Origin of the sequence: Candidatus Accumulibacter sp. ACC005, from assembly GCF_907163215.1 — a bacterium.
Classification (GTDB): Bacteria; Pseudomonadota; Gammaproteobacteria; order Burkholderiales; family Rhodocyclaceae; genus Accumulibacter; species Accumulibacter regalis.
This window is the reverse complement of record NZ_CAJQUB010000004.1, coordinates 246,350-266,889: the sequence shown is the minus strand read 5'-3', so window position 1 is coordinate 266,889 and position 20,540 is coordinate 246,350. Positions and strand designations below refer to the sequence as shown.

The 20,540-nt window shown below is 62.8% G+C and carries 20 protein-coding genes and 1 pseudogene; 19 read left to right on the top strand and 2 right to left on the bottom strand.

Going from position 1 to position 20,540, the window contains the following annotated elements; all coding sequences use genetic code 11:
* The first annotated feature begins 157 nt into the window (after positions 1-157).
* The 9 genes from QZ613_RS04140 to QZ613_RS04100 all read left to right on the top strand — a co-directional run bounded on the left by QZ613_RS04140 (position 158) and on the right by QZ613_RS04100 (position 10,208).
* Positions 158-1,669 (top strand): GMC oxidoreductase, encoded by a 1,512-nt coding sequence (locus QZ613_RS04140; protein ID WP_291981608.1) that lies wholly within the window; start codon positions 158-160, stop codon positions 1,667-1,669.
* A 37-nt stretch (positions 1,670-1,706) separates the two neighbouring features.
* Complete coding sequence (locus QZ613_RS04135) at positions 1,707-2,276, top strand: hypothetical protein (protein ID WP_043563400.1); 570 nt, start codon at positions 1,707-1,709, stop codon at positions 2,274-2,276.
* Positions 2,277-2,427: 151 nt separating this feature from the next.
* Positions 2,428-2,784: a carboxymuconolactone decarboxylase family protein gene (locus QZ613_RS04130; RefSeq protein ID WP_043563402.1), complete on the top strand. Its 357-nt coding sequence runs from the start codon at positions 2,428-2,430 to the stop codon at positions 2,782-2,784.
* A gap of 542 nt (positions 2,785-3,326) precedes the next feature.
* The gene (locus QZ613_RS04125; protein WP_043563404.1) at positions 3,327-3,971 is read left to right on the top strand and encodes a DJ-1/PfpI family protein; all 645 of its coding nucleotides are present in this window, start codon (positions 3,327-3,329) and stop codon (positions 3,969-3,971) included.
* 106 nt (positions 3,972-4,077) lie between these two features.
* Complete coding sequence (locus QZ613_RS04120; protein WP_043563407.1) at positions 4,078-4,923, top strand: class I SAM-dependent methyltransferase; 846 nt, start codon at positions 4,078-4,080, stop codon at positions 4,921-4,923.
* Positions 4,874-6,565 (top strand): ABC transporter permease subunit, encoded by a 1,692-nt coding sequence (locus QZ613_RS04115; RefSeq protein WP_291981606.1) that lies wholly within the window; start codon positions 4,874-4,876, stop codon positions 6,563-6,565. Before QZ613_RS04120 ends, QZ613_RS04115 begins: the two co-directional genes overlap by 50 nt.
* Positions 6,552-7,196, top strand: a complete 645-nt coding sequence (locus QZ613_RS04110; protein WP_291981604.1) for an ABC transporter permease subunit — start codon at positions 6,552-6,554, stop codon at positions 7,194-7,196. Before QZ613_RS04115 ends, QZ613_RS04110 begins: the two co-directional genes overlap by 14 nt.
* A gap of 26 nt (positions 7,197-7,222) precedes the next feature.
* Positions 7,223-8,146, top strand: coding sequence for an amino acid ABC transporter substrate-binding protein (locus QZ613_RS04105; protein WP_291862910.1), 924 nt, complete (start codon positions 7,223-7,225; stop codon positions 8,144-8,146).
* 10 nt (positions 8,147-8,156) lie between these two features.
* Positions 8,157-10,208 carry a SpoIIE family protein phosphatase gene (locus QZ613_RS04100; RefSeq protein WP_291981602.1) on the top strand — a complete coding sequence of 684 codons (2,052 nt, stop codon included), beginning with the start codon at positions 8,157-8,159 and terminating at the stop codon, positions 10,206-10,208.
* 41 nt (positions 10,209-10,249) lie between these two features.
* Here QZ613_RS04100 and QZ613_RS04095 read toward each other — a convergent pair whose 3' ends face one another.
* On the bottom strand, positions 10,250-10,762 hold the full coding sequence (locus tag QZ613_RS04095; RefSeq protein ID WP_291901649.1) for a prolyl-tRNA synthetase associated domain-containing protein: 513 nt from the start codon (positions 10,760-10,762) through the stop codon (positions 10,250-10,252).
* A 202-nt stretch (positions 10,763-10,964) separates the two neighbouring features.
* Between QZ613_RS04095 and QZ613_RS04090 the strand changes: the two genes are divergently transcribed.
* Genes QZ613_RS04090 through QZ613_RS04070 form a run of 5 tightly spaced genes read left to right on the top strand, consistent with a single transcriptional unit; the run spans position 10,965 to position 16,116 of the window.
* Positions 10,965-12,794 (top strand): AGE family epimerase/isomerase, encoded by a 1,830-nt coding sequence (locus QZ613_RS04090; RefSeq protein ID WP_043563410.1) that lies wholly within the window; start codon positions 10,965-10,967, stop codon positions 12,792-12,794.
* 33 nt (positions 12,795-12,827) lie between these two features.
* Positions 12,828-13,172, top strand: a complete 345-nt coding sequence (locus QZ613_RS04085; protein ID WP_291862903.1) for an STAS domain-containing protein — start codon at positions 12,828-12,830, stop codon at positions 13,170-13,172.
* Between the two features lies 1 nt (position 13,173).
* Complete coding sequence (glgX, locus tag QZ613_RS04080) at positions 13,174-15,300, top strand: glycogen debranching protein GlgX (protein WP_291981599.1); 2,127 nt, start codon at positions 13,174-13,176, stop codon at positions 15,298-15,300.
* Between the two features lie 37 nt (positions 15,301-15,337).
* Positions 15,338-15,655, top strand: coding sequence for an STAS domain-containing protein (locus QZ613_RS04075; RefSeq protein ID WP_043563413.1), 318 nt, complete (start codon positions 15,338-15,340; stop codon positions 15,653-15,655).
* 29 nt (positions 15,656-15,684) lie between these two features.
* Positions 15,685-16,116 carry an anti-sigma regulatory factor gene (locus tag QZ613_RS04070; protein ID WP_291981597.1) on the top strand — a complete coding sequence of 144 codons (432 nt, stop codon included), beginning with the start codon at positions 15,685-15,687 and terminating at the stop codon, positions 16,114-16,116.
* Positions 16,117-16,194: 78 nt separating this feature from the next.
* Here QZ613_RS04070 and QZ613_RS04065 read toward each other — a convergent pair whose 3' ends face one another.
* Positions 16,195-17,472, bottom strand: coding sequence for an HD domain-containing phosphohydrolase (locus tag QZ613_RS04065; protein WP_291981595.1), 1,278 nt, complete (start codon positions 17,470-17,472; stop codon positions 16,195-16,197).
* A gap of 85 nt (positions 17,473-17,557) precedes the next feature.
* On the opposite strand from QZ613_RS04065, the gene QZ613_RS04060 reads away from it, so the two are divergent.
* The 5 genes and pseudogenes from QZ613_RS04060 to QZ613_RS04040 all read left to right on the top strand — a co-directional run bounded on the left by QZ613_RS04060 (position 17,558) and on the right by QZ613_RS04040 (position 20,445).
* Positions 17,558-17,857: a hypothetical protein gene (locus tag QZ613_RS04060; RefSeq protein ID WP_291901645.1), complete on the top strand. Its 300-nt coding sequence runs from the start codon at positions 17,558-17,560 to the stop codon at positions 17,855-17,857.
* A 168-nt stretch (positions 17,858-18,025) separates the two neighbouring features.
* Positions 18,026-18,394: pseudogene (locus QZ613_RS04055) on the top strand (Fic family protein); the annotation flags it as partial.
* Between the two features lie 17 nt (positions 18,395-18,411).
* Positions 18,412-18,942, top strand: a complete 531-nt coding sequence (locus QZ613_RS04050; RefSeq protein WP_366144423.1) for an RNA ligase family protein — start codon at positions 18,412-18,414, stop codon at positions 18,940-18,942.
* Positions 18,943-19,042: 100 nt separating this feature from the next.
* Entirely contained in the window at positions 19,043-19,342 is a 300-nt protein-coding gene (locus QZ613_RS04045) for a hypothetical protein (protein ID WP_291981591.1), read from the top strand.
* A 53-nt stretch (positions 19,343-19,395) separates the two neighbouring features.
* Positions 19,396-20,445 (top strand): Fic family protein, encoded by a 1,050-nt coding sequence (locus QZ613_RS04040; protein WP_291981589.1) that lies wholly within the window; start codon positions 19,396-19,398, stop codon positions 20,443-20,445.
* The last annotated feature ends 95 nt before the right edge of the window (positions 20,446-20,540 follow it).

Sequence of the window (20,540 nt, the reverse complement as noted above, 5' to 3'; positions counted from 1 at the left end):
CAACGATACTCTGGTGGGCGCCGCCGAGCGCCCGTTTTGTCATATCGTCACGTCCTGGTCCTGGCCGGGTCATGGGTGACAAGCCAAGAAGCCCTTGCTCCCCGGTCAATTTTCCGAGATGGGCCTTGGCGGATTTCATCTGCCGTTTGAGGAGTCGATGATGCTGCAAAGCGAACAAGTGGATTGCCTTGTAATAGGAAGTGGGTTTGGGGGATCCGTTGCGGCGTCAAGACTTTCCTCGGCGGGAAAAAAAGTCGTCCTCCTGGAAAGGGGAAAGGAGTGGAAGACAAGCGACGAACAGGACACCTTTTCGAGCTATCGTCATCCAGATGGTCGTTCGGCCTGGCTGAGCGACGAAACCGTCCTCTTTGAACCGCAGCCCATTCCCAGGTTCACCGGGCTGGTAGAAAGATGTGTCGAGGACGGAGTAACGGTATGGGTGGCCGCCGGAGTGGGTGGCGGGTCGCTGGTCTACAATACCGTCCTGCTACGCCCCTCCCAGGAAAACTTCGAGAAAGTCTTCGCCAGTGAGGTTTCATATTCCGATTTCGTGAAGTACTTCGACCGGGTCTATGCGGTCATGCAACCGGAACAGATACCCGATGAAGTATTGAACACGCACTACTATCTGTCCTCGCGGGTCTTCCTCGAGCAGGCAGCAAAGGCGGGGCTTCATACCGAAAAACTTTTCATCGCCTCGAGTTGGGATATTGCGAAACAGGAAATAAGCGGCGAAAAGAGGCCCTCCGCGATAGACGGGGAAATCTGGTACGGAATAAACAGCGGGATGAAGAAAAGTCTCGACAGGAATTATCTCGACATCGGCTTGAGAACCGGCAACCTGGAAATTCGCCCGCTGCACAACGTGACCGGAATTCGCGAAGATGATTCCGATGGCTTTGCTGTTCACTATCAGCGAATCGACAGCAGCGGCAAATCGCTCGAAGAAGGAACGATCACCACCCGACGTCTTTTTCTTGGCGCCGGGTCCATTGGCACTTCCAGGCTATTGATCAAAGCAAAGGGCAAGGGAACGCTGCCGAAACTGAACGATTTTGTCGGCAAATTCTGGGGCGACAATGGCGACACGTTTGCCACGAGAAACGTCGGCACGGAGACCAACCCTGGCCAGGGGGGACCGGCAAGCGTGGTCATCAAACACCACGACAACCCGATTTCACCGCAGACAATAATCGTCTACCCGCAATGGGATGCGCCAGAGGGCACGCTGACTTCGCTTGGAATGAGCATTCCGCAGGACCATGGCGAGTTCAGATACGATGATCGTGACGAATCCGTGAAGTTATTCTGGCCGATCGACTCACCAGGCGTAAGGAAGGTACTTGACGGCGTAAATCATACCTATTCGTTGATGGATGCCTGTATCGATATCGAGGCCGAGGCACCCGATTCGCAGGACTCCGGACAGACGAGCAACGGCCGCACACACCCGACGACGCAGGCCATCAACGGGATCACCGCCCATCCACTCGGCGGTGTCGTGATGGGCAAGGCGTGCGACTACTACGGGCGAGTAAAGGGCTATGACGGACTGTATGTAATGGATGGCGCGTTCATTCCCGGGTCAACCGCTGCGACAAATCCCGCCCTGACCATCGCAGCCTTTGCCGAGCGCTCGATCGAAAATATAATCGCCAACGACCTGTAGTCGTTCTGCACGTTTTCCAAGACACCCCGGAGCCAGCATGAAAAAGAGGACGAATTATTACCAGGGTCTCGCGGCCGACTATTCAAGACCCGGTCTCGTAGAGGAGCCGTTGAAAAGTGACTTGATCGCACTTGCCGTGAATATCAACAAGATGCAGGAAAAGTCGCTACCGGCAATCGACGAAGACTATACGATGGCCAGAATCGAACAGGAAAACAGGGAGTGGTGGCCGACTCATTGCGAGGCATTGAGACAGGGCAGAGGGGATATCCTCACCGGGGAATACCGGCAGGAGCTGGTCTATTTCTGCCAGGACGGACCGTTCTACGGCATTGAAGAACAGAAAGTCAGAGAACAGCACTGGTGGGCGTTAATCGCGCAACCGGGCGTGTGCATGGCCTGGCCGATCGTCATGTTTCATGGGGAATTCGTATGGTTCGAATGGAACTGCATCGACGATCAGACGAGTGAAACGCTTGCCAAAGGAAGCGTTTCCTGGGTCAGGCGAGGCCATCGAGGCGGCTGCTATTTCAAGGGTGAGCAGTTGACGTTCTATAGAGACGTCTTTTCATCTCCAGAATTGCTGCAACTGATCACCAGGAACTAACTTCCGACGGCCGGACTCCATAGAGTCCGGCCTGGCCGGCTGGACTTCCGATTCCGAGGGAGCCCGCTTCTGGCGAGCGGATAGTGGACCTTGTGCGCGACGCCTTGACCTCCGAAGAATTGCCCAAGCTGATCACGAAAAGGAAACGACCATGACCACGCCCTACCCGAACGCCGTTCTCGATGACAAGGATCTCCAGGAAAAACTCGCCGCAATCAACCCGAAGTACGGTCCCTGGGTGACCCGGGTGGCTGGCGAAGTGTGGGGCCTTCCGCTGCTCGACCAGAAGACCAAGGCCTTGATCGCCCTGACGACGGACGTCGTCAACCAGAGTCCGCTGGGCGGTTCTGGCAGCGCCTTCGCCGCGCACGTCCATATTGCCATGGCGCAGGGAGCCAGCCGCGAGGAGATCGAAGAGTTGTTCTTGTTCCTGACCGTTTATGCGGGTTTCAACAAGATGGTTGGCTGCTTTGCCGCCCTCAACGACTTGCTTGACGCCAAGTCCTAGCGCCAGCACGGCACCGGAAGGCCGCGACGCGACGGACGGCGACTAAGCCGCAGGGTGGCCTTCCTCCGTTGTAACCACGAGACGGGCGCCCGCCGACTGGCGGGCTGAAGCGCTCGGCGTGCCTGCAGGGAACCGGTGTTCGCCCCGTCAGTCGGTCTGCCCGCTGCCCGCGCGGCATTTGCAGAACAGGGAACCAGCGCGTACCATCGGTCGGCGTCGCACGCTGTCTGAGCCATTCCTGGAACGGGGCTGCCACGCGGCATACTCAGCCGTTCTCGTGCCGGCTGGCTGTTGACCGCCGTTCTCGTTGTCCATCGCCACCTGGTGTTCCGGGAAGCCCGAGCGGCCGTTTGACTGTGACATGACAGCTATCACGCCACGCCGCCATCCCGCTGCCACCTTCGGATCGCATCGCACCCGCAGCGACATCGCAGTGCCTGGCGTCAAGGGCAACTGCAAAGGGGCGCGCGTGGCTGCCAAGCGCGGCAGAATTTTTGTTTGCCATCCATGACTAAGTTCCAACCTACTCAAGGAATCGTGCCATGACCGAAACCTCCCCCCTCCCTCCCCTGCGCGGCATCGTTGGCGAAGCGACAAAAGGCAGGATCGGCGTCCTCGTCGAAGAACACTTCGACATGACCGAGTACCGCCTTTTCAACGACCTGTTCCCCAGGCACGGCTACCAGGTCGTCTATCTCTCGCACCTGTGGGGCAACGCCAACCTGACCTTCGGTTCCAATCCCGACAACGGTTGGGTCGAAGAGCACGTGCTGGTGGAGACCGAAATCAATTCGGTCAAGGCGGACGAGTTCAAGGGCATCATCATCATCGGTGCTTACGCCAGCGACCGCCTGCGCTATCAGGTCACGCCGCGCAAGGGCGAACCGAATCAGGCGCCGGCGGTCGTTTTCCTGCGCCAGGCGATGGCCGCGCCGAAGGTCAAGCTCGGCACCATCTGCCACAGCCTGTGGCTGCTCTGCGCCGACCGCGCGCTGCTCCAGAACCGCCGCGTCACCTGCGCCCACAACATCATCTGTGACGTCGAAAACGCCGGCGCGGAAGTCATCTATGGCCCCGAGGGAACCGTCGATCTCGTCGTCGATGGCAACCTGATCACCGGCAAGCATCCGGGGATCACCGAACAGTTCATCAGCCGCTTTCTGAGCGAAATCGAGAAAGCGGATTGACCCGCTTCCTGTCGCACCCGCTCGCCGTCGTTCTCGTCGCGAGCGACCGCGGCCGCGCCGGGCGCAGGTCGGCCGACGGCGCAGGTCCGGCCCACGAAAGCGATCGATGCCGCCGCCCGTCTCGCTCGTAGAAAGCTACGACCGGTACTTCGCCAGCCGGCTCTACGAGCAGCGCTATCCGCAAGCCAACCCGTCGACGCTGGCCATTGTGCTTGACCAGCTCGGTGCGCAGGGCGGAAGCGTTCTCGACATCGGCTGCGGCAGCGGCCGCTATGCCGAAGCACTGCTCGAACGCACGCCGCTGTCGGTCGTCGCCTGCGACGTCAGCCGGGAAGCCATCGACGAGCTGTCTTCTCGATACGCCGGGCACGTGGCGAGCGGACGCTTGCGCCCGCTGCTCGGCGACCTGTCGGTGGTGGCGAAGAGCATCGATCCGGACGAGAGGTTCGACCTGGCGATCATGCTCTTCGGCGTGCTCGCTCACATCTATTCGCGCGCACTGCGCCGCCAGACCCTGGCCGCCATCCGGGTGCTGCTCCGGCCAGGCGGGCGGATCGTGGTCAGCGTGCCGAACGCCGGGCGGCGTTTTCCCCGCCAACAGGTGGCGTCGCGGAAACTGGTCGAAGCGGGACACCTCGAGCTGGGCGACGTTCTCTACGAACGGACTTCCGATGACGGGGTGGTCGAGATGTACTACCACCTTTACGGCCTCGATGAATTCGTGCAGGAGCTCGAGGAACAGGGATTTCGCATCCTTCACGTCGGCGCCGAAAGCGTTCTTCCGGAAAGTGGCGTCGTGCGCTCGAAGGTGCTGCACAAGCTCGACCGCCTGCTGACCAGGCTCCTGCCGCTGCGCTACGCCTACGGCTTTCTCGCCGTCGCCGAAGCAAGCGGCGACGGCGATGAGAGCACCCGGATGGCGCAGCCACCCGCACCCGGCCAACGGCAGTAAAGCCGCGGTGATGGCCCGCCGTCTGCTGCTTCTTGCCGTCTGGCTGTTTCCCTTGCTGGCCCTCGCCTGTGGACGCACCGCACTGGCAGCGCCACCAACGCCGGCCGACCGGCTCGATCTGATCGAGAAGCGCGGCGCCCTGATCGCCGGCGTCAAATCGGACTACCCGCCGTTCGGCATGCGCGACGGCAACGGCCGCCTGATCGGCTTCGAGGCCGACCTCGCCGGCGAACTCGCGCGTCGTCTCGGCGTGCGCCTGCAACTGGTTGCCGTGACATCGACCAACCGCCTGCAGAAGCTCGAGGAAGGCGCCATCGACGTGGTCATCGCCACGCTCGGCGACACCCCACAACGCCGCGAGATCGCCACCCTGGTCGAGCCCAGCTACTACGCCAGCGGTGCGACCGTCGTCGCGCCGCCCAATAGCCACCTGTCGACCTGGGCCGACCTGCGCGGCAGAAAGGTCTGCGCCACGCAGGGCGCTTACTTCAATCGACCGATGGCGCAGCGCTTTCTGCTCGAACTGCAGGTCTTCAACGGAACGCGCGACACCCGCCTGGCGCTGCGCGACGGGCGCTGCGACGCCTGGCTTTACGACGACACCGGCATCGTCGGCCTGCTCGCCGACAGCGACCTGGCAAACTACGAGACGCCGCTGCCGTCGATGATGGTCTCGCCGTGGGCGATTGCGCTGGCCGCCAGCGAGCGCGGCTCCCGACTCGAGCAGGTCATCTCCGATACCATCGCCGACTGGCACCGCAGCGGCTGGCTGATTGCCGCCGAGCAGCGCTGGGCGATCAAACCCAGCCGCTTCCTGGTCGACATGCGCGAACTGTGGACACGGCTACAGCCGGACGGTCGCCCGCTCTGCACCCGCCAGAGCAAGGCCGACGGCGACCAATGGCCGGCGGAATGCCGCAACAGGTTCCTGCTCAGCTCGGCCGACGTCGACGGCATCCAGCGCTTCGGCCTGTTGCTCAAGGAACGGGCGGGCTTCGACGTGAGCATCATCCACGACGCCTACGACCGCAGCCTCTTCCTGCATGGCCTGTGGGTGACGCTGCAGCTGATGGTGGCGTGCATTGCCGGCAGCCTCGCCGTCGGTTGCCTCGGCGCCATGGCGGCGGAAGCCGGCCTGCCCTGGCTGCGTGGCCTGGTCCGTTCGTTCGCCGCGCTCGCCCGCATGACACCGCCGCTGCTGTTGATCTACCTGGTCTTCTTCGGCGTCGGCCACGTCATCGTCAGTCGCTTCGGCTGGACCTTCGACGGCGCGGCGATCGCCATCGTCTGCCTGTCGACGTACACCGGCTGCGCCATCGTCTCGGCGCTGCTCGACGCGACGGCAGTCCTCAGGCAACAGCAGGCCGGCTTCGCGCTGCGCTGGCGGACGCTGGCGCAGTCCCTGCGCCTGGCCTACGCGCCGGTCGTCGCCTCGCTGATCAACGTCGTCAAGGCAACCGGTATGGCCAGCGTCATCGCGGTCCCGGAACTGGTTTCGGCAGCGACGGCGATCGTCGCCGAACGCGGCAACGCGGCGGTGATGATGAACGTCTTGATGATCACCTATTTCCTGCTCGTGCTGGCCGTCGTCCAGTTCTTCAACCTCCTCGAACGAAGGATTCTGCGCCGTGGCGAGCACTGAGATCGTCGACCTGCTGTGGACGTGGACGCCCTTCCTGGCCGGCGGCTTCGCGTGGAACATCCTCATTTCACTGGTCGCCATGCTCATCGGCACGCTGTTCGGCGCCGTTCTTGCCCGCCTGCGCCTTTCCGGGCCAGGGCCGCTGGCGCACGCCAGCCTGCTGCTCACCGAACTGACGCGCAACATCCCGACCTTCGTATTTCTGTTCTATCTCGCCTTCCTGATTCCGGCAGAGTTCGCCATGGCCGGCGACCGGTATGCCTTTCCGGTCTGGCTCAAGGCGTCGCTGGCGCTCTCGGTGGCCGTCATCGGCTTCGTCTCCGACAATCTCTTCGTCGCCCTGCAGCACCGGCAAAACCGGAACCACGCGGCGGCGCTGCTCTTCATTCCCAGCTGGACGACCTATCTGCTGATCATCGTCATGGCCTCGAGCACGGCTTCGGTGATCGGCGTCGGGGAAATCGTCTCGCGCTGCAATGTGGTCATCGCCGCGGTCGGCGGCGATGAAACGATGCTCTGGGTGTACACTTACGCGATCGCCTACTTCCTGCTCTTCTGCCTGCCGCTGAACTGGGCAATGGGCTACGCGCGAAAGCGCCTGCTGGCACGCATCGAGGCGGCAGCGTCTTGAATCGCCAGCGACTTCTGGGGAACACATTGAAACGGATTGCTGCCACTCTTCGCGCTGCCACTGTTCGCCTGCCAGCCCTTGCCGGGGCAGCGCTGCTGGCATTCGCCGTGCAGGGCCCGGCCCACGCCGAGCCGGTCCTCGAACGCATCCGGAACAGCGGCGTCCTCAACGCCGGCACCCGCGCCGACGCCGTTCCCTTTGGCTACCGGGTCAAGGCGGCCGGTGAAAACAAGGAGCGCCTGGTCGGCTTCTCGGTCGACCTGATCGACGAAATCCGCAAGAAACTGAGCAAGAAATTGGGTCGCGAAATCGAAACCCGGTTGCGCACCACCACCGCCAGCGACCGCATGGAGCTGGTCGCCAGCCAAGCCATCGACATCGAGTGCGGAATCACCACCCCCACCTGGGAACGCCAGAAAACCGTCGATTTCTCGATTCCCTTCTTCGGCAACGGCACGCGCATCATGGTCCTGCGCACGAGTGGCCAGGGCCTGGGCAGTCTGCATGGCCGACGCATCGGCGTCGCCGCCGGAACGACGACCGAAGGAATTCTCAAGCAGCACGTGCCGGATGCGCTGATTGTCGAGGTGCCGGACATGGCCACCGGCTTCGAGATGTTCGCCCGCGGCGAACTCGACGGCCTGGCCAACATCGGCATCGTGCTGCGCGCGATGGTCGAGAAGAGCCCGCTGAAGAGCAAGGTCACCCTGCTGCCACGCACCGAAGAGCTGTCCTACGAAGCGATGGCCTGCAGCCTGCCGCAGAACGACTCCGAGTGGCGCGCCTTCGTCAACGAGGTCTTTGCCGACCTCCTGGAGGGCGTCGACCAGTACCGTGGCGGCTATTTCGAGATCTACGACAAATGGTTCGGACCACGCGGCGTCGTCTATTTCCCGCTCGATTACGTCGTCGCCCAACGCCTGTCCGCGTCGATCATCTGGCTGAAGTAGGCCCTTCGCCATGACCCTGCGCCGCCGCCTTTTCCTCCTCGTCACGACGATCCTCGTCATCGGCCTGCCCAGTACCGCCGGGGTGTTCGCCTATGTCTCGTGGCAGTCCGTCCTGCAACGGACCGAGAGCGAGGGAACGCTGATCGCCCAGACCCTCGCCCAGTCAGTCACCTTCATCCAGCAGGTGCCGGCGGTGATCAACCAGATCGTCGACAAGGAGGTGCGCACGCAGGCCGACATGGTTGCCCAGCTGACGCAGCTTGCGCGCCGGAAAAATGCGTCCGCCGAGGATATCAACCGCGCCCTGCGGACGATCGCGGCGAATAATGGCATTCCGGAAATCTGGGTCAGCGACGCCCGCGGCAACCCCCTCTTCTGGTCGCTCGACGACATCGATGCGCGCATCGCCGTCGACTCCGGGCTGACCCTGCTTCCCGTGTTCAGGCCGCTCCTGCAGGGGCAGCAATTCAGCGTATCGAGCGATCTTCAGATCCGCGATCTCGACCATCGCGAGCTCTACTATGGCGCCGTTGCGACGCCGGATCGCCAGGGAATGGCGCTGATCGCCCGCCTGCCGAGTCGCGCCAACCGGATCATCCACAGCGTCGGCCTCAAGCGCATGGTGGAGACCGTCCTCTCGGCGGCACAGATCGACACGATCTGGATTTTCGATAGCCAGCTCGAGCCTCTGGCCGCCACCTCGGACCCGCGCACGAACACGACGACCCACTTGAGCGAAGCGGAACGCAGCTTCGTCGAAGCGGTCATCAGCACCAGCGCGCCGGCTTCGTACCTCGAAAACAGCGGCTTCCACAATGCGCTCTTCCAGCAGGCCTTCCTGTACGTTGCGGCGCCGATCTTCGGAGCCGACGGCTTGCCGAACGGCGCGGCGTTGATGCGCCTGCCGGTCAACATGGCGGCGGAAATGAATTCGCTGCTGCGCGTCGGTGGCGGCGTGACCATCGCCCTGCTGCTGCTCGGCATGACCCTGGCTCTGCCCTTCCTCAACCGCATCGTCCGGCCGCTGTCGCAGCTGACCCTGCAGACCCATCGCCTGGTGGAGCACAATTTCGATCCCGACCAGGAAATGCACGCCGAACTGCTCAAGGTGTCGGAAAACCGCAAGGACGAGGTCGGCTATCTGGGCAATGCCCTGTACTCGATGGTCACCACGCTGAAAACCTACATCGCCGACCTCAAGGCGACGACCGCCGCCAAGGAACGCATCGAAGGCGAGATGTCGGCGGCGCGCGACATCCAGATGGGAATGCTGCCGCGCGTCTTCGGCTCGCCGCCGGACGCCCGCTTCGACCTGCATGCGCTTCTCGTACCGGCGAAAGCGGTCGGCGGCGACCTCTTCGACTTCTTTCCGCTCGACGAGCGGCGCCTGTTCTTCCTGATTGGCGACGTCTCCGACAAAGGCGTGCCGGCGGCACTGTTCATGGCCGTCACCAAGACGCTGTTCACGGTCGAGGCCAAGCGCGATTCGAGCTCGGTTGCCGGAATCATGGAGCGCGTCAATCGAACGCTCTGCGAGAACAATCCGGAAGGCATGTTCGTCACCGTCTTTGCCGGCATCCTCGATCTGGACAGCGGTGAAATCACGTGCAGCGACGGCGGCCACGAGTTGCCTTTCGTCCTGCGACGCAATGGCCGCTCAGACATGCTCGCCAAGAAGAAGGGCGGGCTGGTGCTCGGCTTCGTCGCCGATTCGGTCTACCGCGACGACGTCATCCGCCTGCAGCCGGGCGAGGCCCTGGTGGTCTATACCGACGGGGTCACCGAGGCGATGAACAGCGAACACGAGCTGTTCAAGGAAGAACGCCTGGGCACGACGCTGGACGCGATATCCGACGCCTGCACGGCGCGCACGATCATCGCCAAGGTGATCGATGCCGTGCGCACTTTCGTCGGCGGCCACCCGCAGAGCGATGACATCACCCTGCTCGCGCTGCGCTGGCAGGGTGCGGCCGGTAACGAGCCTGCCGCGGTGGCGGAGGAGACGCTGCCTGCCGGCGCCGGCGACGGCACCAGGGCAAGCGTTCTCGGCGGCAACGCGTGACGAAGCGGGCGGCTCAACACACACCGCACACGCCGCGCTCGCTACGCGCTCGTCGCCACCTCGGGAAGATCGATGATCCGCGGCGGATGCCCTACCTGCTCGAGAAATTTCAGCAGGTCGCTGGTGGCGATGGTCGTCGTGCGGTCGTTTCTGAGCGGGTGACAATTGAGCAGGCCGCAGGCCAGCACACGCTGCTCGATTACCACGCAGACCTGGCCGTGCACGTCGTTGATGGCTGCGAAGGGCGACACGGCGCCGGGAACGACGCCGAGCAGGCGAGCCAGCGCCTGCTCTCCGGCAAACGAGAAGCGCGGCGCCTGCAGCAGGCTCGCCGCGCTGCGCAGGTCGACGCGCGTCTGCTCCAAGGCCACCAGCAGCCAGTAGCCACCCTTCTTGTCCTTCAGAAACAGGCTCTTGGCGTGACCTCCCGGCAGATCGCCACGCAGGCGCTTGCTGTCGTCTATCGTTCGCAGCGGCGGATGCTCGACGCTGCGGGTCACAATGCCCAGGTCATCGAGCATGGTGATCAGGTTCTGGCTATCCTCAGGCGGCATGCAGGTCCTCGAGTATGCGCTTCGTGGCCACCGGCAGGCAGATCGGCCGCCCGGCCAGCGAATCGGGAAAATCATGATTTATAGATGCAAGCGAGTGCGGCCGGCAATCGACAATTAGCAGTTGACCGCCCATCGGGGTCGCGGCTAAGGTAGCTGCGGCATTCAGACTGAACAACAAATTCTACAATCGCGAGGAGCAGTCATGAAGACGCAAGCATATTCCTATTCGGACACCATTGCCGGTTACGTCACCCAAGTCGATCGCGCCGCGCGCAGTTTCGATCTCCAGACCAGCAATGGAGGCGAGTTCCGCGCCTACCTCACGCCGAACACCTACGCGCGCATTGCCGAGAACCTCGAGGACTCGTACCAGGATTGCACCGGGCGCATGGCTGAAATGCTGCAACCGGGGCAGCAGGTCTTTGCCTACTGCGTCTTCTATCCGCAAGCCGGAGAGTTGCGCGCCGAGGTGAAATCGATGGTCTTCCCGGGCGAAGGCGCCGGGGTGTACCGGCACGAGGAGCCGGACTGGTGGATCAGGCAGATCCGCTCGATCGCCAATAGCTACCTGCGCTGGCAGTTCAACTACCCCAGCCAGTCGATCGATTACCGCAACTATCGCACCATCCTGCATCTGGCCGGCGGCAAGAAAGGCGACTACCTGCAGGAGACGGACACCATTTCGCGGATGGTCTACGGCATGGCCTCGGCGTATATGCTGACCGGCGAAGAGAGCTTCCTCGAGGCCGCCGAAAAAGGCACCGAGTATCTGCGTGGCCATATGCGCTTTCGCGACGCCGAAGAGGACCTCATCTACTGGTATCACGGCGTCCAGGTTTCCGGCGACCGCGAGCACAAGCTGCTGACTTCGGAATTCGGCGACGACTACGATTCGCTGCCCATGTACGAGCAGATCTACGCGCTCGCCGGACCCACCCAAACCTATCGTCTCACTGGCGATCCGCGCATCCTCTACGACATCGAGAAGACGATCGAACTCTTCGACAAGTTCTACAAGGACGACGAAAAAGGTGGCTATTTCTCGCATATCGATCCGATCAGCCTCGACCCCCGCTCGCCCCTGCTCGACAAGGGCAACAACCGCGCGCGCAAGAACTGGAACTCGGTCGGCGACCACGCGCCCGCCTACCTGATCAACCTGTGGCTGGCCACCGGCGAGGAAAAGCACCTCGACTTCCTGGTAGACACCGCCGACACCATCGTCAAGCACTTCCCCGACTACGCGCATTCGCCGTTTGTCCAGGAGCGTTTCCACGAGGACTGGAGCCACGACAGCACCTGGAACTGGCAGCAGGACCGCGCAGTGGTTGGCCATAATCTGAAGATTGCCTGGAATCTGATGCGCATCCACAGCATTCGTCCGAATGACGATTACGTGCAACTGGCCGAGAAGATCGCCCAACTGATGCCCGACGTCGGTTCCGACCGACTGCGCGGCGGCTGGTACGATGTCGTTGAGCGCACGCTGGCGCCCGGCGAGGAAGCGCACCGCTTCGTCTGGCATGATCGCAAGGCCTGGTGGCAGCAGGAGCAGGCGATTCTCGCCTACCTCATTCTGCAGGGTTGCCTGGGCGACAAGGACTACGAGAAGCACGGCCGCGAAGCGGCCGCTTTCTACAACGCCTTCTTCCTTGATCACGACGACGGCGGCGTTTACTTCAACGTCCTGGCCAACGGCCTGCCCTATCTGCTCGGCAACGAACGACTCAAGGGCAGCCACTCGATGAGCGCCTATCACTCGACCGAGTTATGCTATCTGTCAGCAACCTATATCAACCTGCTGATCAAGAAAGAGCCGATGTGCCTGTACTTCAAGCCGCGGCCCGATGGTTTCCCCGGCCGCGTCCTGCGCGTGGCTCCGGACATCCTGCCCAAGGGCAGCGTCCGCCTGACGGCGGTCGAGGTCGACGGTCGCCCGTACGCGGCATTCGACGCCGACGCACTGTCGGTGCAATTGCCGGACTCGCGCCAGGATGTCCGCGTCAAGGTGACTCTGACCCCCGTCAAGTAGCCCCGCCCTCAATTCAACGAAGGATTTCGCCCTATGTCGATCGAGCTTGAAGCATTCCCCCGCGACGGGATGACCGTCGTCGTCGTCAAGGGCGAGATAGACGGCAGCTCCGCGCCCAAGTTGCAGGAGAAGATCCTGCCCCTGCTGCAGAACGATAGCGCGCTGGTCCTCGATCTCGGCGCGGTCAGCTACATGTCCAGCGCCGGTCTGCGCATGCTGCTCCTGCTCTACCGCCACGCGGCATCGCACAATGGCCGGGTGGCCATCGCCGGGCTCGCCGAATCGATCAGGGACACCATGGAGATCACCGGCTTCCTGAAGTTCTTCACCGTCGCCAACAGTGTCGATGAGGCACTGCAGACGCTCAAGAAGGGGTGAGATGGATACGCGTATCGATTTCTACCCGACACACCAGCACGGCGCTTACAAACTGCGTCCCGGGCGGGCGTATCCCTTCGGTACGACGCTGGTGCCGGGCGGCGTCAATTTTTCGATCAGCTCCGGCCACGCCACCGCGTGCACCCTGGTGCTCTTCGAGAAAGGCGCGCCGGAGCCATTCGTGGAGATCCCCTTCCCGGAGGCCTTTCGCGTCGGCAACGTCTGGTGCATGGTCGTCTTCGACCTCGAGTGCGAGCGCATCGAGTACGGCTACCGCATGGACGGCCCCTGGGACCCGGGCGCCGGACACCGCTTCGACCGCTCGAAGGTTCTCCTCGACCCCTACGCCAAGGCGATCGGCGGGCGGACGCACTGGGGCCAGCCACCCGACTGGAACGACCTATACCCGCAGCGTGCGCGACTGATCTTCGAGGATTTCGACTGGGAAGACGATCGTCCTCTGGAGACGCCGCTCGCCGACCTGGTGATCTACGAACTGCACACGCGCAGTTTCACCGCTCATCCGTCGGCCGACGTCAAGCACCCCGGCACCTATGCCGGCATCGCGGCGCGCATCCCCTACCTCAAGGAGCTGGGAGTGAACTGCGTCGAGCTGATGCCGATCTTCGAGTTCGACGAGTTCGAGAACAGCCGCGCCAACCCGGAAACCGGCGAGATGATGCTCAACTACTGGGGCTACAGCACGGTTGGCTTCTTCGCGCCCAAGGCCGGCTTCGCCGCCACCGGACCCTTCGGCATGGAGGTGGACGAGTTCAAGAACCTGGTCAAGGAGTTGCATCGCAACGGTATCGAAGTGATGCTCGACGTGGTTTTCAACCACACCGCCGAAGGCAACGAGAACGGTCCGACGCTGTCGTTCCGGGGAATCGACAACCAGACCTTCTACATGCTCACTCCGGAAGGCTATTACTACAACTTCAGCGGCTGCGGCAACACGCTGAACTGCAACAGCCCGGTCGTCCGCAACATGGTTCTCGACTGCCTGCGCTACTGGGCGGCCGAATACCACATCGACGGTTTCCGCTTCGACCTGGCCTCGATCCTTGGCCGTGCGCCGAGCGGCGCCCCCTTGCCCAACCCGCCCTTGCTGGAAAGCCTGGCCTTCGACCCGGTGCTCGCCAAGTGCAAGCTGATCGCCGAAGCCTGGGATGCCGGCGGCCTGTATCAGGTCGGCTCATTCCCGGCCTACGGACGCTGGGCCGAGTGGAACGGCAAGTACCGCGACGACATTCGCCGTTTCCTGAAAGGAGACGAAGGCATGGTGCCGGTGATGGCCGAGCGCATCCAGGGCTCGCCCGATCTCTACGGCTGGAACGAACGCGGTCCGACCGCGTCGATCAACTTCATCACCTGCCACGACGGCTTCACGCTGCACGATCTGTTCACCTACAACGACAAGCACAACGACGACAACGGCGAACATAATCGCGACGGCGGCAACGACAACCATAGCTGGAATTGTGGCGCCGAAGGCGAAACCGACGATGCGCAGGTCAATGCCCTGCGCCAGCGCATGATCAGGAATGCCCTGGCCATCCTGCTCATGAGCCACGGCGTACCCATGCTCCTGATGGGCGATGAACTGGGCCGCACGCAGCGTGGCAACAACAATACCTATTGCCATGACAACGAGCTGAACTGGCTCGACTGGACGCTGCGCGAACGCAATAGCGACCTGTTCGACTTCACGCGCAAGATGATCGCCCTGCGCAAGGCACACCCGCTGCTGCGTGCCGGCGAGTTTTTCGGAACCAGCCGCTCGCCGGCCGACATCATCTGGCACGGTACGCAAGCGTGGAAAGCCGACTGGTCGGAAGACTCGCGCGCCCTGGCTTTTCTGCTCCGCGAACGTCAGGCCGGACAAGGCGGGAATACCACGCCGGTCCTGTACATGGCAATCAACAGCTTCTGGGACGCCCTGCCCTTCGAACTCCCCGAACTGCCCAATCGCTATCACTGGCACCTGTTTGCCAATACCAGCCTGCCGGCCCCCGACGACATTCGGGAACCCGGCGAGGAAATACCGCTGCAAGACAATCTGCAGAGCTTCCTGGTTGGCGGCCGCGCCGTGGCCATACTCATCGGGCGCCCGCGCCTGCCAGCCTGACCAATAGACCAATAGACCAATCCGTGGAGACAGCAACATGACATTCAGCACCCGTGTGGAAATGAAGGGCCGCGAGGCATGGATCAACCTCGAAGGCGAACTTGACGCCGCCGTGGCCGGCGAGTTCCGCCAGGCCATCGAGCAGGTCGCCGAGCAGAAACCCGAGAAACTCGTCCTCTTCGTCAGCAAGTTGCAGTTCATGGCCAGCGCCGGCCTGCGGGTACTCGTATTCGCCAAGCAGCAGATGGGACGGGACGTCAGCATTTACGTCGTTGGCGCCGGCGGTCCGGTCCTCAACACCCTGCAGATGAGCGGCTTCGACCAGTCTGTCTACGTCCAGGAAAGCTATCCCTGAGCCCGGCGGACGTACGCTCCTGATCGCTCATGACACGGTACAGCATCCCAGCCAACCTGGCGGCGCTGTCGACCATCCGCCAACTGCTCGCGCAGGCTTGCCGGGAGGCCGGCCTGGACGACGCAGCCAGCTATCGCCTGATTCTGGCGGTTGACGAGATTGCCACCAACATCATTACCCACGGCTACCAGGAACAGGGCACGACGGGCGACATTGCCATCGCCATCGACGCCAGCAAGCAGCGGCTGAGCGTGCTTCTCGAGGATACGGGAGTGGCCTACGATCCGCGTGCGCAGGGCATGCCGACTGCCGAAGACCTCGACAAACCCCTGTCCGACCGGGAAATCGGCGGGCTGGGCGTCTTCCTGGCCCTGCAGGGCGTCGATCGCTTCGACTATCAGCGCCACGGCGAGGTCAACCGCAACACCCTGGAAGTGGACCTGCCGCAAGGCAAAGGCTGACCGGGCAAGAAAGCGCACCTGCCTGGCAAGGTCGCGCCGGCCCGAAGCAAGCGCAAACGGCGACCAATGTCGGGCGCCTTACTGCAAGCGCCCGCTCAGCCGCAGAAGCCAGTCCCGGATCGCGACTTCCCCTGGCTGTTCGCTGCTCTCCAGTGTCGGAAAGCGGCAGAAAACATCCTGGATGATCCCGTTCAGCTGCCAACCCGCTTCACGCGCTAGCATGGCCACTTCGCCAAGCGCGTCCGGCTGGTCACCGATGTCGAGGCACACCGACTTGAGCTGATCAGGGTGCAGACCGGCGTCGGCCAGTGAACGCTCCAACGCCACGACGCGATCAGTCAGAAAAGCGCCAACCGTCGGCGCGCCTGCAGCGTAGTTCACCAACTCTGAACGGGCCTGGCTCCATTCGCCGAAGTCCTCATCAAGGCGCTTGAGCCGCTCGGCGTTGCGGCGGTCCTGCTCGACATCGCTCGCGTCGACGGCGCCTTGCTCGAGCAGTCGCAATATCGCTTTCGACATCCGGGCATCGAACTTGACGTGGTTCAGCCGCAGGATCAGCGACAGGCGTCTCTCGGGTGCCCGGATGTCCTTGTCCAGAACACCAGCGACGACCTCCGCGAGCAGCAGTATGCGGCCCATCACGCTGATCTCGGCCCCCTTGAGTCCGCGCGGATAGCCGCTCCCGTCGTGCCGTTCATGGTGCTCGAGAATGGCTCTGCCGACTGCCTGCGGGTATTCCGGTTGCTGCTTGACGATCATCGCGGAAGTGAGTGGGTGCGCATGCAGCTGTCGCCGTTCGGCGGCATCGAACCTGTGTTCCGCCTGGAGCATCGCCGGGTCGATATGCAACATGCCGGCATCCTGGAGCAGGGCCGCCGCCGCCAGCGCCCGCAACTCGGCCACCTTGAACTCCTGGCGTATGCCCAGGTGAAGTGCAATCAGCGCCACCTGCAGGCTGTGGCCGAAGATGGCGCCGCGACGATCACGGGCGACGGTCAACCTGAAGGCGATCGGCTTCGGAAGGGCAATGCTGCCGATGGCCCCGAGCAAGGTGACGCGATCACTGAGTTGGGCAGCGAGCTGCCCGTAGAAAGGGCGCTCGTCGATGAGCTTCTCGGCCAGATCGCGTAACTCGTCCAGCGTGACCGCCTGCTCCACCGTGAGGCTTTCGTCGATGGGCACCTGCAAGCGGTGATTGAGCAGGCGCTCGAACAGCCGGCTATCAACGCGCACGCCGCGCTCGACCACCTTGATTCCGTTGCTGGAAAGGATCGGCTGGTGGGCGACCACGTTTTGCGTGTCGCCAAGCTCGGTGGCCGCCTTGAGGTAGTGTTCGTCGTTGGTTTCTTCGGCCATCAGCGCGTATTTTTCCTTCACCGCTTTCGGAAAGTGAAAACAATCGTTTCCTTCGGGGAACCCCTGCGCAGATCTCCGACGATCGGTGGCGCTGGATGGCCAGTTCCTTGAAATCCGCAGCCCACTCCTGGTTCGGTCGCTCGACTTTCCACTGGCCTGGAAAGACCTTAATTCTACATCAGCATTGGCCAGCGACATCTCGGGGCGCCCGAGCCGAGTGATCAACGAAAGTGTCGATTTCTTTGCCATCAAGTCGCATGAACCCGCACGGCAGCTGCTTCGCCGCGTGCCGGGGCACAGCAAGCTCAATGAAGATCAGGCCTTGGCAGGCGCGCCGGAACAAGTCGAGGTCGGCCGGCGTAAGACGTGCACCGCCCGGCCGTAATCATCGGCACCAACCGGGTCCTCGCCGACAGGGGGTGTCGGCGAATGACGCTTCGCCCGGCGCACGTCTGCTGGACCATGCCGGGCATTCGCAACGCCAGCAGGCAGCGTTTCGTGCCCCATCCACTGCCCACCGAAACGGATGTAAATGGATGTAGTATTGGGCTTCATGATCCGCTCCGACACCGTCCAGATCACTCCAGAAATCCTGAGCCTCATCGCGGAAATCGATGAGTTCAAGGGTGCGTGGCGCGCGCTCGGCAGCTTGGCGCCGGATCGGCTCTCGGCATTGCGGCGGGTGGCGACCATCGAAAGCATCGGCTCATCGACGCGCATCGAGGGCAGCCAGCTTTCGGACCGCGAGGTCGAACGTTTGCTCTCCCGGCTGCAGATCAAGCCGTTCACCACGCGCGATGAGCAGGAGGTCGCCGGCTACGCCGATGTGATGGAGCGAGTGCTCTCCTCCCGGCCGGACATTGCCCTGACCGAGAACCACATCCAGCAATTGCACCGCGACTTGCTGACGCACAGCGAGAAGGTGGTGCCAACCTGCGCGTGTCGGTAGGGCCCGACACGCCGGTGCGCGCACAGAACCGCGGTCAGTACCTGCAACCACCGTTTGGCGGCCAATTCGCCCGCTTGAACGGGTGGCTAACAGCCCACGAAGGCGCCTTGTTTGACGCCCTGGATACGCACCTAATTGCGTTTGGTGAATGGTGTACAGCGAGGCATTCGCTGGAGTACACCGCCCTGCCCGACTGGTGGCTGGTGTTCGATGTCTACGACCGCCGTGAGGGCCGCTTCTGGTGCACTCGCCGCCGTGACGAGTGGGCGCACGATCTCGGCCTGACAACAACACCCGCACTGTTGCGCGGTCAGACCGACCTGGCAACTTTGAAAGACACGCTGAACGAGCATCGCAGCCGCTACCGCGACGGGCCCATGGAGGGTGTGGTGATCCGCGTTGACGACGAGCACTGGTTACACCAGCGCGCCAAACTGGTCCGACCTGATTTTACACAGCAGATCGACCAGCACTGGCGCCGTAACGCACTGGTCTGGAATCACCTCGAACCGACGACATGAGCGACGTCGACGACCCGAGATGAGACCACTGGACCGCACCCGCATCGAGAAGGCCGCCGACTGCGGTTTCGACCTCCCGCCGGCACTGCGAGAAAGCGGCTTGCTCCTTGCATCAACAAGGTTTCCCGAAACCGTCGAGGTACGCGTGACGAGCGGCACGAGTTTCGAGCTGAGTGTGAGCGATGCGAGCTTGCTGGAAGCCCTGCCGCTTGCACAAAATGGCTGGAAGCTCGCAGAAGGAATCCCGGCGCTGTACGCAGTGCTCGAACGGGCCGCAGCGACTGCTCGAACCATGCCAGATCGCGTCGCGGCACAGTTCCATCTGGCGACGAAGTCGATGCCGCGCTCGACGGAAGCCGAGCGCATGGCGCTTCATCGTTCAGCGGTGTTAAGGCCGTGAAAAGAAGGCGATCTTGTGCATAGAACCCGAATCAGCGCAACGGAAAACCAGTCATGAACACCCTCTGCCTCTTCGCCGCAGGCACCCTCCCCGTCCACCCCGCAGCGGCGTGGTATCTCGCCGACCTCGGAGAGTTTCGCGGCAAACAGGAGCTATATACTCGCCAATCGCCGCAGCGATTGAAGGCCTTGCGCGAACACGCGCTGATCGAAAGCGCGCTAGCGAGCAACCGCATCGAGGGGGTGTCGATCGAAGCGGCGCGGGTACGCGATGTGTTGGTGACGGCCCGACCCTTGTTTCGCGACCGCGACGAGGAGGAAGTACGCGGCTATCGCGATGCCCTGTCCTGGATACATCAGGCAGCACCCCGCATTGACGGGGCTACGGTGCAGCGCCTGCACGCTCTGGCGCGTGGCGAGATCTGGGACGCAGGGCGCTACAAGGAAAGGGACGCCGACATCATCGAACGTTATCCGGATGGTCGCGAACGGGTGCGCTTTCGCACCGTGGCGGCGGCGGAAACACCTGCCCGCATGGCGGCGCTGCTGACCGCCTGGCACGCTTGCCGGGAGGAAAGCTGGGTGCATCCGCTGATCGCGCTGGCGGCGTTCAATCTGGATTTCCTGTGCATTCATCCGTTCCGCGACGGCAATGGCCGCGTATCGCGCCTGCTGTGCCTGCTGCAAAGCTATCAACTGGGCTACGAAGTGGGGCGCTACATCAGCCTGGAACGTCTCATCGAGCAAAACAAGGACCGGTACTACGAGACCCTCGAGCAAAGTTCGCAGGGCTGGCATGAAGGCAGGCACGACCCGTGGCCATACATCAACTACCTGCTATCGATCCTGAAGACGGCTTATCGCGAGTTTGCCGAGCGCGTCGGCGAAACGAAAGCGCCGCGCGGCGCCAAGCGAGATCAGGTGCTGGCCGGGATTGAGCGCCTCGCCACCGAGGCCGGCGATTTCTCGATCAGCGCACTGGAACAAAGCTGTCCGGGCGTCGGCCGCGACATGGTGCGCCGGGTTCTTCGCGAGCAGCAGGCGGCGGGCGTAGTCGAGTGCAAGGGACGCGGTCCTGGGGCAAGCTGGGCGAAGAAGAGGTAATTGCCCTCAAATAGGGGTAATAGAGAGGGTACTAACGGTCCTGACGTCGATGATCGGTAGTGTGTCGACAATCGGTGAGCGTTTGTTAGCATGGC

Excerpts from the sequence above, each read along its gene's own strand:
- QZ613_RS04140 (WP_291981608.1), top strand. The coding sequence starts at position 158 with ATGATGCTGCAAAGCGAACAAGTGGATTGCCTTGTAATAGGAAGTGGG.
- QZ613_RS04135 (WP_043563400.1), top strand. The coding sequence starts at position 1,707 with ATGAAAAAGAGGACGAATTATTACCAGGGTCTCGCGGCCGACTATTCA.
- QZ613_RS04130 (WP_043563402.1), top strand. The coding sequence starts at position 2,428 with ATGACCACGCCCTACCCGAACGCCGTTCTCGATGACAAGGATCTCCAG.
- QZ613_RS04125 (WP_043563404.1), top strand. The coding sequence starts at position 3,327 with ATGACCGAAACCTCCCCCCTCCCTCCCCTGCGCGGCATCGTTGGCGAA.
- QZ613_RS04120 (WP_043563407.1), top strand. The coding sequence starts at position 4,078 with ATGCCGCCGCCCGTCTCGCTCGTAGAAAGCTACGACCGGTACTTCGCC.
- QZ613_RS04115 (WP_291981606.1), top strand. The coding sequence starts at position 4,874 with ATGAGAGCACCCGGATGGCGCAGCCACCCGCACCCGGCCAACGGCAGT.
- QZ613_RS04100 (WP_291981602.1), top strand. The coding sequence starts at position 8,157 with ATGACCCTGCGCCGCCGCCTTTTCCTCCTCGTCACGACGATCCTCGTC.
- QZ613_RS04095 (WP_291901649.1), bottom strand. The coding sequence starts at position 10,762 with ATGCCGCCTGAGGATAGCCAGAACCTGATCACCATGCTCGATGACCTG.
- QZ613_RS04090 (WP_043563410.1), top strand. The coding sequence starts at position 10,965 with ATGAAGACGCAAGCATATTCCTATTCGGACACCATTGCCGGTTACGTC.
- QZ613_RS04085 (WP_291862903.1), top strand. The coding sequence starts at position 12,828 with ATGTCGATCGAGCTTGAAGCATTCCCCCGCGACGGGATGACCGTCGTC.
- glgX (WP_291981599.1), top strand. The coding sequence starts at position 13,174 with ATGGATACGCGTATCGATTTCTACCCGACACACCAGCACGGCGCTTAC.
- QZ613_RS04075 (WP_043563413.1), top strand. The coding sequence starts at position 15,338 with ATGACATTCAGCACCCGTGTGGAAATGAAGGGCCGCGAGGCATGGATC.
- QZ613_RS04070 (WP_291981597.1), top strand. The coding sequence starts at position 15,685 with ATGACACGGTACAGCATCCCAGCCAACCTGGCGGCGCTGTCGACCATC.
- QZ613_RS04065 (WP_291981595.1), bottom strand. The coding sequence starts at position 17,472 with ATGGCCGAAGAAACCAACGACGAACACTACCTCAAGGCGGCCACCGAG.
- QZ613_RS04040 (WP_291981589.1), top strand. The coding sequence starts at position 19,396 with ATGAACACCCTCTGCCTCTTCGCCGCAGGCACCCTCCCCGTCCACCCC.